The 17,070-nt window shown below is 61.6% G+C and carries 16 protein-coding genes; 15 read left to right on the top strand and 1 reads right to left on the bottom strand.

All coding sequences use genetic code 11. The features are described 5' to 3' along the window. Positions 1-69 precede the first annotated feature (69 nt). Complete coding sequence (dinB, locus tag DW732_RS03250) at positions 70-1,323, bottom strand: DNA polymerase IV (protein ID WP_118098732.1); 1,254 nt, start codon at positions 1,321-1,323, stop codon at positions 70-72. A gap of 201 nt (positions 1,324-1,524) precedes the next feature. Between dinB and rpsP the strand changes: the two genes are divergently transcribed. From rpsP to trmFO, 15 genes are all read left to right on the top strand, one after another. Further along, positions 1,525-1,866, top strand: coding sequence for a 30S ribosomal protein S16 (gene rpsP / locus DW732_RS03255; protein ID WP_117735148.1), 342 nt, complete (start codon positions 1,525-1,527; stop codon positions 1,864-1,866). Positions 1,867-1,908: 42 nt separating this feature from the next. Further along, on the top strand, positions 1,909-2,154 hold the full coding sequence (locus DW732_RS03260; protein WP_229042092.1) for a KH domain-containing protein: 246 nt from the start codon (positions 1,909-1,911) through the stop codon (positions 2,152-2,154). A gap of 34 nt (positions 2,155-2,188) precedes the next feature. After that, positions 2,189-2,680, top strand: a complete 492-nt coding sequence (rimM, locus tag DW732_RS03265; RefSeq protein ID WP_233539345.1) for a ribosome maturation factor RimM — start codon at positions 2,189-2,191, stop codon at positions 2,678-2,680. Between the two features lie 10 nt (positions 2,681-2,690). Then, positions 2,691-3,449 carry a tRNA (guanosine(37)-N1)-methyltransferase TrmD gene (gene trmD, locus DW732_RS03270; RefSeq protein WP_118098736.1) on the top strand — a complete coding sequence of 253 codons (759 nt, stop codon included), beginning with the start codon at positions 2,691-2,693 and terminating at the stop codon, positions 3,447-3,449. Between the two features lie 2 nt (positions 3,450-3,451). After that, positions 3,452-4,015 carry a signal peptidase I gene (gene lepB, locus DW732_RS03275; RefSeq protein WP_118098738.1) on the top strand — a complete coding sequence of 188 codons (564 nt, stop codon included), beginning with the start codon at positions 3,452-3,454 and terminating at the stop codon, positions 4,013-4,015. 59 nt (positions 4,016-4,074) lie between these two features. Further along, a complete protein-coding gene (locus DW732_RS03280; RefSeq protein ID WP_006236091.1) occupies positions 4,075-4,986 on the top strand; it encodes a glycine--tRNA ligase subunit alpha in 912 nt (303 codons plus the stop codon). A 3-nt stretch (positions 4,987-4,989) separates the two neighbouring features. Then, complete coding sequence (gene glyS, locus DW732_RS03285; protein WP_118098740.1) at positions 4,990-7,086, top strand: glycine--tRNA ligase subunit beta; 2,097 nt, start codon at positions 4,990-4,992, stop codon at positions 7,084-7,086. 34 nt (positions 7,087-7,120) lie between these two features. Beyond that, positions 7,121-7,996 (top strand): pyruvate, water dikinase regulatory protein, encoded by an 876-nt coding sequence (locus DW732_RS03290; protein WP_118098742.1) that lies wholly within the window; start codon positions 7,121-7,123, stop codon positions 7,994-7,996. A 403-nt stretch (positions 7,997-8,399) separates the two neighbouring features. Next, positions 8,400-11,150, top strand: a complete 2,751-nt coding sequence (gene ppdK / locus DW732_RS03295) for a pyruvate, phosphate dikinase (RefSeq protein WP_118098744.1) — start codon at positions 8,400-8,402, stop codon at positions 11,148-11,150. Positions 11,151-11,361: 211 nt separating this feature from the next. Next, a complete protein-coding gene (gene rplS, locus DW732_RS03300; RefSeq protein ID WP_006236098.1) occupies positions 11,362-11,703 on the top strand; it encodes a 50S ribosomal protein L19 in 342 nt (113 codons plus the stop codon). A gap of 93 nt (positions 11,704-11,796) precedes the next feature. After that, on the top strand, positions 11,797-12,585 hold the full coding sequence (locus DW732_RS03305) for a ribonuclease HII (protein WP_117742722.1): 789 nt from the start codon (positions 11,797-11,799) through the stop codon (positions 12,583-12,585). A 189-nt stretch (positions 12,586-12,774) separates the two neighbouring features. Beyond that, a complete protein-coding gene (locus DW732_RS03310; RefSeq protein WP_117794427.1) occupies positions 12,775-13,260 on the top strand; it encodes a YraN family protein in 486 nt (161 codons plus the stop codon). Beyond that, positions 13,260-14,783, top strand: coding sequence for a YifB family Mg chelatase-like AAA ATPase (locus tag DW732_RS03315; RefSeq protein WP_118098746.1), 1,524 nt, complete (start codon positions 13,260-13,262; stop codon positions 14,781-14,783). The genes DW732_RS03310 and DW732_RS03315 overlap by 1 nt, the downstream gene beginning before the upstream one ends. Continuing rightward, positions 14,783-15,715: a DNA-processing protein DprA gene (locus tag DW732_RS03320; RefSeq protein WP_117742785.1), complete on the top strand. Its 933-nt coding sequence runs from the start codon at positions 14,783-14,785 to the stop codon at positions 15,713-15,715. Before DW732_RS03315 ends, DW732_RS03320 begins: the two co-directional genes overlap by 1 nt. Positions 15,716-15,729: 14 nt before the next feature. Then, the gene (trmFO, locus tag DW732_RS03325; RefSeq protein WP_118098748.1) at positions 15,730-17,067 is read left to right on the top strand and encodes a methylenetetrahydrofolate--tRNA-(uracil(54)-C(5))-methyltransferase (FADH(2)-oxidizing) TrmFO; all 1,338 of its coding nucleotides are present in this window, start codon (positions 15,730-15,732) and stop codon (positions 17,065-17,067) included. The last annotated feature ends 3 nt before the right edge of the window (positions 17,068-17,070 follow it).

Consider the following 17,070-nt stretch of genomic DNA (forward strand, 5'->3'; position numbering starts at 1 on the left):
GCCCCGTCCCAAATTGACTACCCATGCCGTGTCGGGCGGAAGGCAGCAAAAAGCACCGTCCCAAATAGATTAGTTTTTGAAGCGGGATTGGCGGCCGAAGGATAGGGCGGTGTCGCCGAATTTGTCTCGGACGGCGTCGATGGCGACTGAGAGGTCGCGACGGTCGCTGGATTGGGCCCCGCGGCCATCGACTTCGCAGAACAGGTCGGTTTGGATACCGCCTTGGTGGTTGAAGTCGCTCATACCGATACCTGCCAGACGCACGTGCATGCCTTCTTGCCAGATATTATCGAGCAGCTTGAGCGCCACGGCAACAAAGATATTCTCGTCGTCGGTGGGGTGGGGAAGCCGCCGCTGCGCCGTTCGCCCGCTTCCATACGAATACTTGAGCTTGAGCGTCACCGTGGCGCCCGTTAGTCCCTGACGGCGCAGGCGGCGTCCCACTGACTCTCCCAACAGTGCAATCGCCGCTTCGATGTCCCCACGCTCAGTCAAATCTTTCGCAAAGGTGCGCTCATTGCTCACCGATTTAACCTCGCGTTCCTCGTCCAGACTCGTGACTTCGGAAACCTCGAGTCCCAGAGCACGCTGGCGCATGCGTACGCCGTTGACACCAAAAATAGAGGCCAAGGTGGATTCCGGTGCACGTGACAGCTCGCCGAGCGTGTAGATGCGCATGCGGCGCAGTCGCTCCTCGGCCGAGCGCCCGATGCCGCTCATGGCAGATACCGGCAGCGCGGCCAAAAAGCGCTGTTCGGTTCCGGGACGCACGATGGTCAACCCAAACGGCTTGTCCTGCTCACTTGCGATCTTTGCGACCGTTTTGTTGCAGCCGACACCGATGGAGCAGGTCACGCCGAGCGCTGCCACGCGGTCGCTTATGCGTCGTGCAACCTGCAACGGGTCTTCGGGCGCAAAGCGACCCGGTGTGATATCGATAAAAGCCTCGTCGATGGATACGCGCTCAACGCGCGGGGTCTCGTCGGCGAGTATCGCCATTACCTGCGCGCTGACCTCGCGGTAGCGATCAAAATGCCCATGCGTCCAAATGGCCTGCGGACACAGGCGCCGTGCCTCGGCCGAGGGCATGGCGGAATGCACGCCAAAGCGACGTGCCTCGTAGGAGCAGGTCGATACAACACCGCGAGAATCGGCGTCACCGCCCACGATGAGCGGCTTGCCGCGCCACTCGGGGTGGTCGAGCATCTCCACGCTCGCAAAAAACGCGTCGAGGTCCATGAGGCCCACCGCCGGTCCCGTCCAGGGCGGCGGCGTGACGCCCGCAGCATCCTCATAACCGTATGTATGTTCGCGTCTTTTCATGGCATGAGTATACCGCGCAGCTCATGTGGGGTGCGTGGATGTGCTTGCAAATCGCGAATTCTTGTCTAAGATATGGATTTGCCTTCGACTACACCGAAGAAGTTGGTCTCACGGACTTCACCTGCCCGCGTCGATGGCGTATTATGTTCAACTGTTTGTTTGTAGTTGCAGCCTAAAGCTGCTTGGTTGGAGGAGTTTCCTTTGGCAGTCAAGATTCGCCTTGCTCGTCACGGCGCTAAGAAGCGTCCGTACTACCGTGTCGTCGTCGCCGATTCCCGCGCCCCGCGTGACGGTCGTATCATCGAGGAGGTTGGCCGCTACAACCCGATGACCGCCCCCAAGACCATCAACCTCGATCTCGAGAAGATCGCCGACTGGCAGGCCAAGGGCGCTCAGCTCACCGACGCTGTCGTCGCTCTGGTCAAGGCCGCCAACGAGGGCGAGAAGACCGAGACCGTCGTCAAGAAGTCCAAGAAGCAGCTCGCCAAAGAGGCCGAGGCCGCTAAGGCTGCCGCTGAGGCCGCTGAGGGCGCCGAGGAGTAAATCGTGCCTGAGGTTGACGCTGCACAGCTCGAGGGTGAGGCAATGCTCTCAGATCGCATCGCCGATCTCGTCGAATATCTCGTTGTTCAGATCGTCGACGACCCGGATTCCGTGAGCCTTGAGGTCATCGATGGCGAAGACGCCTCTACTATTGAGGTTTCGGTTGCCGAGGATGACGTCGCTAAGGTCATCGGCCGTCGTGGCCGTACCATCAAGGCCATTCGCACGCTCGCCCGTGCACTGGCCGCTCGCCTCGACACTGCAGTCGAGGTAGAGGTTCTGGGCTAGGACCTTGAGGTCCCAGTATAAAAACATCGCCCGTGTGGTCAAACCGCACGGAAGGAAGGGGGAGGTCCTCGCGCAGCCGCTGCGGGGGCTTCCTTCTGTATTGGAGCCGGGTATGCGCGTCGCCTTGACGCCGCCGGCACTCAAGCGCGACCGCTTTTGCACGGTCGCATCCGTTAACGATACGGGCGATGGCGATCTGGTCTCGTTTGAAGGCATTGACGACTTGACGGCTGCTGAGGGCATCACGGGATGCTATGTGCTGGCAAATCGTGACGATTTTGAGCTCGATTCACTCGACGCCGCCTATACCGACCTGATGGGTCGCGAGGTGGTCGATGAGCGCTTTGGCTCGCTCGGCACGATTGTCGAGATTATGTCGACGCCCGCCAACGATGTTTGGGTTGTCGAGGGCGATCGGTACGGCGAGGTACTGATTCCCGTGATCGAGCAGGTTGTGCTCGATCTTCCCGATCAGGGGGCAATTTCCGTCCACGTTATGGATGGTTTGATCGATATGGACAAGTAGGGAGGACAACATGCTGATCGAGACCCTTTCGGTCTTTCCCGAGATGTTTGAGCCCGTCATGTCCACGTCGATTTTGGGCCGCGCCCGCAAGGCCGGCCTTTTTGATTTTAAGGCGTATAACCTGCGCGACTGGACGCACGACCGCCATCGTACCGTCGATGACGAGCCGTACGGTGGCGGGCAGGGCATGCTCATGAAGGTCGAGCCTATTGCCGAGGCCGTCGAGGCCATTAGCGCAGAGGGTCCCAAGCCCACTGTGGTGTTTTTTACCCCCTGTGGCGAGCCTTTTACGCAGCATGTGGCCGAGCGCCTACTCAAAAGTGAGCGCCTGCTGTTTGTGTGCAGTCGCTACGAGGGCGTCGATGAGCGCGCGTATGCGTATGCCGACGAGCGCCTGTCGATCGGTGACTATGTGCTCACGGGCGGCGAGCTCCCCGCCATGGTCGTGGCCGATGCTGTCGTTCGCCTCATCCCCGGCGCCCTGGGCGATGAGATGAGCAACGTGGATGAGTCCTTCTCGACTGCCGAGGACGGTGGCCTGCTCGAATATGCGCAGTACACCCGCCCCGCCGAGTTCAACGGCGAGGGTGTGCCCCCGGTGCTCGTGAGTGGCGATCATGCCAAGGTTGACGCCTGGCGCCGTAAGAATGCCATTGAGCGTACCTGCCGCTGGCGACCCGATCTGATCGAGACGGCACGGCTTACGCCTGAGGAGCGCGCGTACGCGCAAGAGATTTTGGACGCGTCGTATTCGCTAAGCGAGGAGTGAGAATGGTTCCATCGCAGCATTCTGTGCTAAAGGGTGCCTTTGAGTGGATCGTGGTCGTCGCGATTGCGCTCGTCGCCACCTTTTTGATTCGCTCGTTTGTGGTTGAACCCTTTGTGGTGCCTACCGGCTCCATGGAGTCTACGATCGAGATTGGCGATCAGATCCTGGCGCAAAAGGTGAGCCTCGAGCTCGGTCAGCCTGTCAAACAGGGCGATATTGTGGTATTCCACAACCCCGATGGCACCTCCGAGCATGATGTTCTCGTCAAGCGAGTTATTGCCACGGCCGGCCAGATGGTCGACCTTCAGGACGGCAAGGTCGTCGTCGACGGCCAGGTGCTCGATGAAGACTATACGACCGGCATGAGCTGGCCGCTTTCGGTCCAGGCGCCCGCTGCCCAGGTGAGCTATCCTTACACCGTCCCTGACGGGTGCGTGTGGGTGATGGGCGACAACCGCGAGAACTCTGCCGACTCCCGCTACTTTGGCCCGGTTGACCGTTCGGACCTGATCGCCGTGGCGCTTGTTCGCTACTGGCCGCTCAACCGTATCGGCGCTATCGACTAAAAACCGCTATAGTACAGTACCTAACCGTGTAATCGTTTCGACGAGGGGATATTAGAGGCATGAACGCTTCATCGCTTTCCTTCCAAGACATCATCCTGCGCCTCCAGCAGTACTGGGGCGAGCAGGGCTGCGTCATTATGCAGCCCTATGACTCCGAGGTCGGTGCCGGTACCTTCCACACCGCGACCACGCTGCGCTCGCTCGGTCCCGCCGAGTGGCGCACGTGCTATGCGCAGCCCTGCCGCCGTCCCGCCGACGGCCGCTACGGCGAGAACCCCAACCGCATGCAGCACTACTATCAGTTCCAGGTGCTCATCAAGCCCTCGCCGGTCAACGCCCAGGAGCTCTACCTGGGTTCGCTGGCCGCCATTGGCCTGGATCCCAACGACCATGACGTCCGCTTTGTCGAGGACGACTGGGAGAGCCCGACGCTCGGCGCCTGGGGCCTTGGCTGGGAGGTCTGGCTCAACGGCATGGAGGTCACGCAGTTTACGTACTTCCAGCAGGTGGGCGGTATCGAGGTCGACCCCGTGCCCGTCGAGATCACCTATGGCCTGGAGCGTATCGCCATGTACGCTCAGGGCGTCAACTCGGTCTACGACCTGGTGTGGAGCTACCTGCCCGACGGCACGCCCATGACCTACGGCGACGTGTTCCTCGAGAACGAGCGCGAGTTCAGTGCCTATAACTTTGAGGTCGCCAACGTCGAGATGATGCGTCAGAAGTTTGACGACTACGAGGCCGAGTGCCATTCCTGCCTGGAGCGCAAGCTGCCGCTGCCGGCGTACGACTGCGTCATGAAGTGCAGCCACGCTTTCAATCTGCTCGATGCCCGTGGCGCGCTGTCCGCGGTCGAGCGTGCCAACTACATCCTGCGCGTCCGCGCCGTCGCCAAGGCGTGCTGCGAGGCCTACATGGCCGAGGTCGCCGGAGTCAACGAGAATGCCGATCAGGAAGGCGAGGTGGCGTAAGCCATGGCAGACGCTAAGGATTTCCTGTTTGAGATCGGTACGGAGGAAATGCCCTCCGCACCGCTGAACAATGCCGTCAAGCAGCTCGGCACCATGATCGCCAAGGGCCTCGACGAGGCCGGTCTGGCCCACGGCGAGGTCCGCGTGATCTCGAGTCCGCGTCGTCTGGCTGCACTCGTGGCTAACGTCGCCACCGCGACCGATGAGGTTCATGAGGTCAAGCGTGGCCCCGCGGCCAACATTGCCTTCGACGCTGACGGTAACGCCACTAAGGCCGCCCAGGGCTTCGCCCGCAAGTGCGGTGTGTCTGCCGAGGACCTGGTCCGTCGCGAGGACACCGACGGTCGCGAGTATGTGTTCGCCGAGAAGAACATTCCCTCCGCACCGGCTACGCCGATTCTGACCGCTCTGTGCGAGAAGACCATCGCCGGCCTGCAGTGGCCCAACTACCGCAGCCAGCGCTGGGGCCACGAGCACGCGACGTTCGTGCGTCCGGTCCGCTGGATCTGCTGTCTTTTGGGCGAGGATGTTGTGCCCGTGTCGTTTGCCGACGTGACGAGTGGCAACACCACGCGTGGTCATCGCGTACTTGGCCCTGGTGACCATGTGGTTGCCAGCCTCGCCGTCTACGAGCAGGTGCTCGAGGATGCCGGCGTGCTTTCTGCCGAGCGTCGTCGTGAGGCCATCCTCGCCGGTATCGCCGAGGTCGAGGCTGCCCGTCCCGGCTGCCATGTCGATACGCCCAAGAAGGTCTTTGAAGAGGTCATCAACCTTTGCGAGTGGCCGACGGTGCTCGTCGGTACCTTCGACGAGGAGTTCCTCAAGGTCCCGCACGAGATTATCTGCGAGTCCATGCTCACCAACCAGCGCTACTTCCCGATCTATGACGGCGAGGGCAAGCTCACGCGTGAGTTTGTGGTCGTCTCCAACAGCAAGCCCGAGAACGCCGAGCGCGTGATCGACGGCAACGAGCGCGTCGTGCGCGCCCGTCTGGACGACGCAAAGTTCTTCTACGAGGAGGACCTGAAGATCTCCCTCGACGAGTTCCGTGAGCGTCTGGCCAAGGTTGCCTTCCAGGAGAAGCTCGGTAGCGTGCTCGCCAAGTCCGAGCGCATCGAGCAGCTCGCGCTCGCTATCGCCCGCGAGGCTCACCTGGGTGCCCATCTTGCCGCCGACGCTGCTCGCGCCGCGCACCTGTGCAAGGCTGACCTGGTGTCCAACGCCGTTGTCGAGTTCACGAGCCAGCAGGGCGTGATGGGCGGTTACTACGCCACCGCGATGGGGGAGAACGACGAGGTCGCCCGTGCCATTCGTGATCATTATCGTCCCCGCTTTGCCGGTGACGAGCTGCCCGAGGGCACCGCTGGCTGCATCGTCGCCTGCGCCGACAAGCTCGATACCATCGCTGGTATCTTTGCAATCGGCGAGCCCCCGACCGGCTCCTCCGACCCCTACGCGCTGCGTCGTGCCGCTATCGGCATCATCAATATCCTGCGCGACCGTCTGCCGATCGACCCCACGTCGCTCATCGACTTCGCTCTCGAGCTCTATAGCGAGCAGGGCATTGAGTTCAATGCCGCCGAGGTCGCCCAGCAGGTCCGTGACTTCTTCCATGGCCGCTTGGTGAGCATGGCCCGCGACGAGAAGATTCCTGCCGATACCGTCGCCGCCGTCTCCGCGGTGCACATCATCGCCCCGTCCGTCTTCTTCGCCCGCTGCGCCGCGCTCGACGAGGCCCGCAAGAACGATGCCGAGACCTTCGACAACCTGGCTACCGCCTATGCCCGCGCCGCGCACATCTCCAAGCCCGAGCTGGGTGCGGAGTATGACCGCAGCCTGATGGGTGAGGCCGAGCTCGCGCTTGCCGACGCCTCCGAGGCTGCTCAGACTGCTGTCGATGCCGCCCTCGCTGCCGAGGACTACCCGGCCGCATTTGCCGCCCTTGCCGCCCTGCGCACGCCCATCGACCGTTTCTTCGACGAGGTTATGGTCATGGACAAGGACGAGCAGCTCCGCGATAATCGCCTTAAGCTGCTCAACCGCTTCGAGGCCGTTTTCTCCGGCATCGCCAACATTGGTGAGCTTGCCCGCAAAAAGTAAGCTAGCCTGCGCGTAAGCGCAAAAGGAGCCCCGCATGGATTGCCCGGTCACCGCTCGTCCCACCGTTATCGTTATCTCCGACTCGCTCGGTGATACCGCTTGTGAGGTGGTGCTTGCGGCGTCCGGGCAATTTGATGAAGGGGCTTTTCACGTTTTGCGCCTGCCCAAGGTGACCTCCGTGGAGCAGGTCAAGTCATTTGTGGGGCCGCGCGTCGATGCCGACCATCGCGATATCGCCGTGTTCCACACCATTGTCGACCCGGCCCTTCGTGCTCGTGTGCTCGACTACTTGGGCATGCTGCACATTCGCTCGGTCGACCTGATCGGTCCGACGCTCGCCGTGCTGTCGTCGCTCATCGGTGTGCCGCCCAAGGGCGTTGCGGGCGTGATTCACAAGACCGATGACCGCTATTTTCATCGCATTGAGGCTATGGAGTATTTCGTTGAGCACGATGACGGGCGCGGCTGCGACGATCTGTCGGGTGCCGATATCGTGCTGCTGGGCGTATCGCGTACGTCCAAGACGCCGCTGTCGATGTATTTGGCCTATCAGGGCTACAAGGTTGCCAATGTTCCTTTGGCCCATGGCATGGAGCCGCCCAAGTCGATTTACGAGGTCGACCCGATGCGGTTATTTGGTCTGATTTCGACCGTCGACGTTATTTCTGAGATTCGCGATAGCCGCTTGGGCGATGACTACGCCCGTGCCGTTGCCGGCTCCTATGCCGAGCCCGAGAGCGTGCGCAGCGAGCTCGAGGAAGCTCGTGCCCTCATGAAGCGTCTGGGCTGCTTTGTGGTGCGCACCGACGGCAAGGCGATCGAGGAGAGCGCCTCCGAGATCATTAGCCATCTGGAGGAAATCAAAGAAGCCCGCGCACGCCGCGCCGCCCGTCGGGCCCAACAAACGTAGCCCATTTGGGACAAGGTTGTGTTTGGGTAGCTAATTTGGGACGGGGCTATTTTAGCTACCCATAATCCGGATACGGCTTGGGGCCGAACGCTCGTGTGGGGTAGCTAAAATAGCCCCGTCCCAAATTAGCCACCCAAAGAGACTACCTCAAAATAATGCATGATTATGGTAAAGCGATTTAGCAGTTATTACCGCTTTTGACCTGCAAGTTACTTGCATTGGTATCTTCATAAGGTAACCACCTTTACCTACCGTTTACCGCCAGTTTTAGCACGTTTACCAAACCGCGCATCCTCTGCTCAAGCCCGCTCAAAACCCGCCGTATAGTTCCCTCACGGCCCGCATCCGGCGGGTCGATTCGTTACCACGGTCGTGCGCGAGAGCGCATGGAAGGGGAAGTATCGTGAGCGATTGCAAGAGGGTTTACCGTTTTGGAACCGACGCCCAGGGCACCTGTGTCACTGAGGGCGACAAGTCCATGAACTTCGTGCTTGGCGGCAAGGGCGCAAACCTTGCCGAGATGAGCCGCATCGGTCTGCCGGTTCCCGGTGGCTTTACCATTACCTGCCAGACTTGCGTCGAGTACTCCGGTGCCGGCAACGTCTGGCCCGAAGGCGCACTCGATGAGATCGTTGCCGCCGAGGCAGACCTCGAGGACCGCTGCGGCAAGAAGCTCGGTGACGCCCGTGACCCGCTGCTCGTCTCGGTGCGCTCGGGCGCTCCGTTCTCCATGCCCGGCATGATGGATACGGTCCTCAATCTGGGCCTCAACGACGATTCCGTTCAGGGTCTCATCGCCCAGACGCAAAACCCGCGTTTTGCCTGGGACAGCTATCGTCGCTTTATCCAGATGTTCTCCAACGTCGTCATGGGTGTCGATGCCGACTTGTTCGAGAATGCCCTGACCCAGGCCCGCCTGGTCGCCGGCGTTCGCGTCGACTCCGAGCTTTCGGCCGAGGATTTGCAGGAGCTCGTCGAGACGTTCAAGGGCATCTTCTCCGACAACGTCGAGGCCGCCCTGTATCCCGAGCTCGAGGTCGCCGACGGCAAGCCCGTCTTCCCGCACGATCCGGAGCTCCAGCTGCGCCTTGCTATCCAGGCCGTCTTCGGCAGCTGGATGAACGAGCGCGCCTGCATCTACCGCAAGCAGCACGGCATTTCCTACGACCTTGGCACCGCCGTCAACGTTCAGGCTATGGCATTTGGCAATAAGGGCGAGACCTCGGCGACCGGTGTCGCCTTTACGCGCAACCCGGCCGACGGCACCAAGGAGTTCTACGGTGACTTTCTGGTCAACGCCCAGGGCGAGGACGTCGTCGCCGGCATCCGCAACACCGAGCCCATTGCCGACCTCAAGACCACCCCGGGCCTCGAGTCCGCAGGTGAGGAGCTTGAGTGTGTCTTCCTGACGCTTGAGGATCACTACCGTGACATGTGCGACATTGAGTTTACCATCGAGCAGGGCAAGCTCTGGATGCTCCAAACCCGCGTGGGCAAGCGTACCGCCACCGCCGCTCTGCGCATCGCTATCGAGATGGTCGAGGAAGGCCTCATCACCCGTGAGGAGGCCGTGAGCCGCATCGACCCCGCGCAGCTCGACCAGCTCCTTCACCCGCAGTTCGACTCCTCTAAGAAGTACGAGGCGCTCGCACACGGCCTTAACGCCAGCCCCGGTGCCGCCGTGGGTGAGGTCGTGTTCTCGAGCGATGACGCCGTCGCGCGTTCTGCCGAGGGCCATAAGGTCATTTTGGTCCGCTGGGAGACCAACCCCGATGACCTGAAGGGTATGGTCGCCGCCGAGGGCATCTTGACGAGCCATGGTGGCAAGACGAGCCACGCCGCCGTTATCGCCCGTGGCATGGGTACCCCCTGCGTCTGCGGTGTCGAGCGCTTCCATATCGACGCGGCCGAGAAGGTCGTGCGCATCGAGGGCAGCGACCGCGTGCTGCATGAGGGCGATATCATCTCCATCGACGGCACTCAGGGCATCGTCGTCGATGGCGCTGTCGATTTGGTCTCCGCTGAGCTCACCGGCGATCTGGACACCATCCTGTCTTGGGCCGACGAGATCCGCCTGGACGAGACCGACGGTCACGCCAACCACGTGCGCGTCAACGCCGACAACCCCGAGGATGCCGCGCTCGCGCTCGAGTTTGGTGCCGAGGCCATAGGCCTGTGCCGCACCGAGCACATGTTCCTGGGCGACCGTAAGAACATCATCCAGAGCTTTATCCTGTCTGACGTTGAGGCCGTGAAGCAGCAGGCCCTGTCCGACCTGCTTAAGGTCCAGACCGAGGACTTCCTGGCGATGTTCAAGACCATGTCTGGTCGCGATGTGGTCGTCCGCCTGCTCGATCCGCCGCTTCATGAGTTCCTGGATAATCCTCGCGAGCTCGAGGTCGCCATCACCAAGAAGGAGGCCGCTGGCGCCAGCGAGGAAGAGCTTGCCGTCCTGCGCACCCGCCTGCGTCGTATCGACGGCATGGTCGAGTCGAACCCCATGCTCGGCCTACGCGGCGTGCGCCTGTCCGTTGTCTTTGGCAATCTGCCGCTCATGCAGGTCCGCGCTGTGGCCACGGCTGCCGCCCGCCTTATCAAGGAAGGCGTCGACCCACGCCCCGAGATCATGGTTCCGCTCGTCTCCATCACGGCCGAACATGTCCAGACCCGCGAGGTCATCGAGCGTGTCATCGCCGAGGTATCCTCCGAGGAGGGCGTCGAGCTCAACATTCCCGTGGGCACGATGCTCGAGCTGCCGCGCGCCTGCATGGTCGCCGACGAGATCGCCCAGCACGCCGACTTCTTCTGCTTTGGCACCAATGACCTCACCCAGACGACCTTTGGTTTCTCGCGCGACGACGCCGAGGCCAAGTTCATCCCGCTGTACATGCACAAGAAGATCTTGAAGGATAACCCCTTCGAGACCATCGACACGGCGGTGCTGGAGCTGGTGCGCATGGCTGTCGAGAAGGGCCGCGCCACCAACCCCGGCATGCACTTTGGCGTGTGCGGTGAGCACGGCGGCGACCCTAAGTCTATCAAGGGCCTGTTCAACGTGGCCGATGTGGACTATGTGTCCTGCTCGCCTTACCGCGTGCCCCTGGCGCGCCTGGCCGCCGCTCAGGCCAAGCTCGAGGCCAAGCGTTCCGCCTAACGTTTTGGGTGTAGACGCCTAGTGTAGCCCCCCCTTCATGCCGCCCGTCTCATTCGTGAGGCGGGCGGTTATCATGTGCGGGTTTTGTCTTTTTGTCTGCGTAAAAAATTGTTCTTGCAGCAGAAACCCGCGCGTGTATACTCGAATACGTTTGTTCAACTACGTGCCGGCCAAGGTGGTACGGCACCTCTAGAAGAGTAAGGAATTGCACATGGATTACATCCGCGCAATCGAGCGTCAGCAGATCCGCGAGGACATTCCTCAGGTTCGCGTCGCCGACAACGTCAAGGTTCACTACCGCATTAAGGAAGGCGACCGCGAGCGCATCCAGGTCTTCCAGGGCGACGTCATCCGTATGGCCGGCGCCGGTGCCCGCGAGACCTTCACCGTCCGCAAGATGTCCTTCGGTGTCGGTGTTGAGCGTACCTTCCCGCTTCACAGCCCCAAGATCGCCAAGCTCGAGGTCGTTCGTCATGGTCGCGTCCGTCGCGCCAAGCTGTACTACCTCCGCGACAAGGTGGGCAAGGCTGCTCGCATCCCCGAGAAGCGCTAAGAAGATCACAGCGTCTGTCCACTCGTTTGGACACAAGGGTCACCTTCGGGTGGCCCTTCTTTTTATCTGATTTGCATGCAAGGAGGGCCTGGTATGGCCAACATGACGAGCTCGGTTTCGGCATCGCAGGTTGCCGGTGAGCTGGCGAGCGCTACGTTTGAGGAGATTCCCGCCCTCGTGGAGCATTATCGCGAGGACCCGCGCCAGCAGGTGATCAAGGCTTGTGAACGCGCCCTCAAACGCCATGCCAAAGAGCTTGCCGAGCGTGAGCGCGTCAATGACATGTACGAGCTTATGCATGAGCTTGGCGGCGATGGGGTGGTCGTTGGTGTCGATGAGGTGGGTCGCGGATCGGTGGCCGGTCCTCTGACGGTGTGCGCCGTCTGTCTTCCTATGGAGCCGCGCGTCTGGGGTATCAACGATTCCAAAAAGCTCACGCCGGCGCGCCGCGAGCTGCTCTCGGTGAAGATTGCCGAGGTGGCGACGGCGATCGGTTTTTGCCATATCGCGCCGAAGGATATCGATGATATGGGCATGGCCCGCGCCATCCGCGCTGCCGTCGCGGGCGCTGTGGCCGATACGGGGCTCGAGCCCGACTGCGTCCTCATGGATGGTAACCCCTTGGGCGCCGTTCCTAACGAGCGCGATGTGGTGAAGGGCGATGCCAAAATCGCCTGCATCGCTGCGGCGTCCATCATGGCCAAGGTCACGCGTGACGAGATGATGGTCGAGTACGACGCCGAGTACCCCGAGTACCATCTGGCAGAGTCGAAGGGCTATGCAAGCCCCGAGCATATCGAGGCCATTCGCAAACATGGACTTTGTCCACTGCACCGCGTGAGCTTTTGCGGAAACTTTTTGCAGACTGAGCGCCTTTTCTAGATCAATTGTGGAGAAAGGGACCCCTAGCGTTTTATAAACCTGCTGGTAGCGGGCCGTGTTCAACGTGATTGTTGCGTACGGCCCATTTTTTGTCGGTATTTGGTCAGCTTTTGGTTTGCATCCGGTACTTACCCGCATGAAAGGTGCCCTCATCATCGGGGCAATGCAGTGTGCGGGAAAGGAGACCCCATGAGTGCCGCAAGCAAAAAGAGCAAGACGCAGCAGCTCAAGGAGCGTTGGGAAAACGGCGAGCTCGATTGCGGGGCGATGACGCCCGAGCTTATCAAGGGACTCAGCCCCCGCGAGCTGGGCATGCTGGGCGAGCTGATCACCATCGACTACTTTAACGAGCGCGGCTACACCTTGCTGGAGCAGGGTTATCGTTGCACCGAGGGTGAGGCCGATCTGGTGCTGCTCGATGAGCTCGACGATGTCGTGGTGATGGCCGAGGTCAAGACCAGACGCGTTGCACTGGATTGCAACACGCGGGTCTTTCCCGAGGAGGCAGTGGACGCCCAAAAGCAACGCCGCTATCGCCGCATCGCAAGTTGCTATCTCATGGAGCATTATCCGCTCAAGGCGATTCGCTTCGATGCCGTGGGCGTCACCATCCGCGGCGGGCATATCGCCGAGATCGAGCATCAGTACAATGCGTTCGATTGGCAGGTGTCGTGATGGCGTTCGAGACGTTTGCCGTACACGCGGCCTGCATCCGCGGCGTCGAGGCGATTCACGTCACGGTCGAGGTCTCGCTTGCCGGCGGCGTTCCGGGCATTCAGATGCTCGGCATTCCGAGTATGGAGGTGATGGAGTCACGCGGTCGTATTCGCTGCGCGATGCGCTCCGCCGGGTTCGAGATTCCGCGCTCGGGCATTACGGTCAATCTGGCGCCCGGCGATATTCGCAAGACCGGTAGCGGCTTTGATTTGCCCATCGCCATTGCGGTATTGGCGGCCGATGGTCAGATTCCCCGCGACAACCTCGATCGTTGTCTTATCGCAGGTGAGCTTGGCTTGGACGGTACGGTGCTTCCTGTCAAGGGCGAGGTGGCGTTTCAGCTATTGGCGCGTGATATGGGGCTGTCCTTTATCGCCGGCAGGTCCGATCAGCATGTGCCGCTTGCAGGCGTGGAGTGCGGATTCATCGATCATTTGTCTCAGCTTGCTCATGGTATGGGCGATGCCGCGCGGCACTACTTGGATTCTGAAGTGCTCGAGGCGACCTTTGAGCCCGAGCTCGACTATGCCGACGTACTGGGGCAGGAAGTCGCTAAACGCGGCATGGCGCTTGCGGCGGCAGGAGAACTCGGACTGCTCATGATTGGGTCCCCGGGATCGGGCAAGACGATGCTTGCGCGCCGTATGACCGGCATCCTGCCCGAGCTTTCCATTGAGGATCAACAGGAGGCGCTGTGCATCCATTCGGTTTTGGGTGAGAACATTGATGGCTTGTTGGCGGGGCACCGGCCCTTCCGCAGTCCCCACCACAGTATTTCGACCGCAGGCCTTATCGGCGGGGGACGCCCGGTGCATCCGGGTGAGATCAGCCTGGCTCATGGCGGGGTGCTCTTTTTGGACGAGCTTGCCGAGTTTCCCACGGGTGTGCTGCAGACGCTGCGTCAGCCCATCGAACGCGGCTATGTGAGGATCGTACGCGTCGACGGGGCCTTTACCTTCCCGTCGCGCTTTCAGCTGCTGGCCGCGAGCAATCCCTGCCCCTGCGGCTTTTTGGGCGATCGCGAGGTGCCATGCCGCTGCTCGGCATCGATGGTGGAGCGCTATCGGGCAAAGCTGCGCGGTCCTTTGGCCGACCGTATCGACATGATGATCGATGTGACCCGTCCCGACCCCCAAGTGATTATCGAGGGTGCGGAGGGTATGTCGTCGGCCGAGTTGCGTGACTACGTTTTGCGCGGTCGTGCTTTTCGCGCTTGGCGCGAATCCCGTATGGACGATGCGGACGCCGAGGCCGAGGATGATGAGACGCGGTCCATTGACGGCGTCGTTTCGACCTTTGAGCTCGATGATGCGGCGGAGAAGTGTGTGCTCGGCCTGTCAAAGCGCACGCATCTCACGGGCCGCGGCATCGTGCGCCTGGTGCGTATCGCGCGTACCATCGCCGACGTCGCCGAGAGCGAGCAGGTGACGCAGGATCACGTGCTCGAGGCGGCGATGTACCAGGGAAGGAGGGACCAATGATGGCTGAGGGGACCTTCGAGCTGCATCCAGGTGACGCGTTGTATCCCGAGACCGTTTTGGAGCTTTCTGATGTACCCCAGACGCTCTTTGTGCGCGGCAATCCCGAGGTGCTTTCGACGCCTGCGCTCTCCATTATCGGCGCGCGCAAGGCTTCTCCGTATGGTCTTGCCGTGGCAGAGCTTGCGGCAAAGGTGGCGGTCGAGGCGGGAGTGACGGTTGTTTCGGGCGGCGCGGTCGGTTGTGACCAGGCCTCGGGTTGGGCTGCGGTCAACGCCGGCGGCAAACACGTCGTGGTGCTGGGGACGGGCGCCGACGTGGTTTACCCGCGTTCGAGCGCGGGGCTTATTACTCGCACGCTTGATACGGGTGGCGCGATCGTGTCGATCTCTCCGTGGGGCATGGGTCCGCGCAAGTTTGCCTTTCCGCGCCGCAATCGCGTGATCGCGGCCCTGTCGCAAGCCCTCTTTGTATCCGAGGCGGGTATGCCTTCCGGGACGTTTTCTACAGCCGAGGCTGCTATGGATTTGGGGCGCGAACTTCTTGCCGTGCCGGGGTCGATCTTATCGCCCGAGTCGCGTGGCACGAATTACCTCATTGCGAACGGTGCCTGCTGCATCATCGACGAGGAATCTATCGAGATGGCTATTTCACGCATCTACGGCACCCTGCGCTACTCGCGCCCCGATGCTCCCGGTATTGCCGACTTGGATCCAACACAGCAGACCGTGATGCATGCGCTCATCGCCTCTCCGCTCAAGGTCGATGACATCGCGGCGCTCGTCTCGCTCGATGCCGTCGGCGTACTCAAACTCCTGGGTTCGCTTGAGCTCGAGGGTCTTATCGAGCGCATGATGGATGGAAGGTATGCGCCCTCCAAGTTTGCCCTTCACGCCCAGACCCCCTTCGGTCACAATGGAAAACGTGTCAATTAGAAAGGTGTTTGCAGATGCGGTTCGATCAGGTGACGGTTATCGGTGGCGGTTTGGCGGGTTCGGAATGCGCGATCCAGCTGGCAGACCGCGGGTTCGCCGTAAAGCTGTGCGAGATGCGCCCCCAGGTGAGCTCCCCGGCCCACCATACCGATCACCTGGCAGAGCTCGTCTGCTCCAATTCGTTTAAGTCGACCCGTCCGGACTCTGCGGCTGGTTTGCTGAAGGCCGAGCTTGAGCGCATGGGCTCGGTCCTGCTCGATTGCGCCCGTCGCGCGGCTGTTCCCGCCGGTGGTGCCCTGGCGGTCGACCGTGTCAAGTTTTCCGAGCTTGTCGAGGCCGAGGTTGCCGCCCGTCCTAATATCGAGATCATTCACGGCGAGGTCACGGAGATTCCCGAGGGCCATGTGGTCATTGCCGCCGGCCCCTTGTGCTCGCCGGCGCTGAGCGAAGAGGTCATGAAGCTCGTCGGTGGCGACGCCCTTGCGTTCTTCGATGCCGCGGCACCGATCGTCGATGCCTCCACGCTTGATATGGACGTGCTGTTCTCGCAGTCGCGCTACGAGGAACAGGGGAGTGGCGACTACCTCAATGCCCCGCTCAACAAGGAAGAGTACGAGGCCTTTATCGAGGCGCTCACCACGGCCGACCGCGTGGTGCTCAAGGACTTTGAGGGCGGCGATCTGTTCCAGGCATGCCAGCCTGCCGAGGAGGTTGCGCGCACCGGCAAGGACGCCATTCGCTTTGGCGCCATGAAGCCCGTCGGCCTCACCGACCCGCGTACCGGACGTCGCCCCTGGGCAGCGATTCAGCTGCGTGCCGAGAACAAGGAGAAGACTGCCTATAACCTGGTGGGCTTCCAGACCAACCTGACCTTTGGCGAGCAGAAGCGCGTCTTCCATATGGTGCCGGGCCTGGAGAACGCCGAGTTCTTCCGCTACGGTGTCATGCACCGCAATACCTTTGTCGACGCCCCGCACGTGCTCGATGGCACCTTTGCCGTGCCCGGTACGAGCGTGCGCCTTGCCGGCCAGATCACCGGCACCGAAGGCTATATGGAGGCCGTGGCGACCGGTCTGCTCGCCGCGCTCAACACCTATGCCGAGGCAATCGAGGCGGAGCCTGTTGAGCTGCCGCGCGTGGGCGCCCTGGGTGCGCTCGTGGGCTATGCGACCGATCCTGCCACCGTGGGCTATCAGCCCATGCACGTCAACTTTGGCCTCGTGCCACCGCTCGAGGACGGCAAGCGCCGCAGTAAGCGCGACCGCTACCAGGCCTATGCGGACCGTGCGCTCGAAGCTCTTGATGCCTATCTGGCCACTCGCCCCGATCTGTTTGGAGGCGACCGGTCATAGCCT

Origin of the sequence: Collinsella sp. AM28-11LB, assembly GCF_003469895.1 — a bacterium.
Taxonomy (GTDB): Bacteria; Actinomycetota; Coriobacteriia; order Coriobacteriales; family Coriobacteriaceae; genus Collinsella.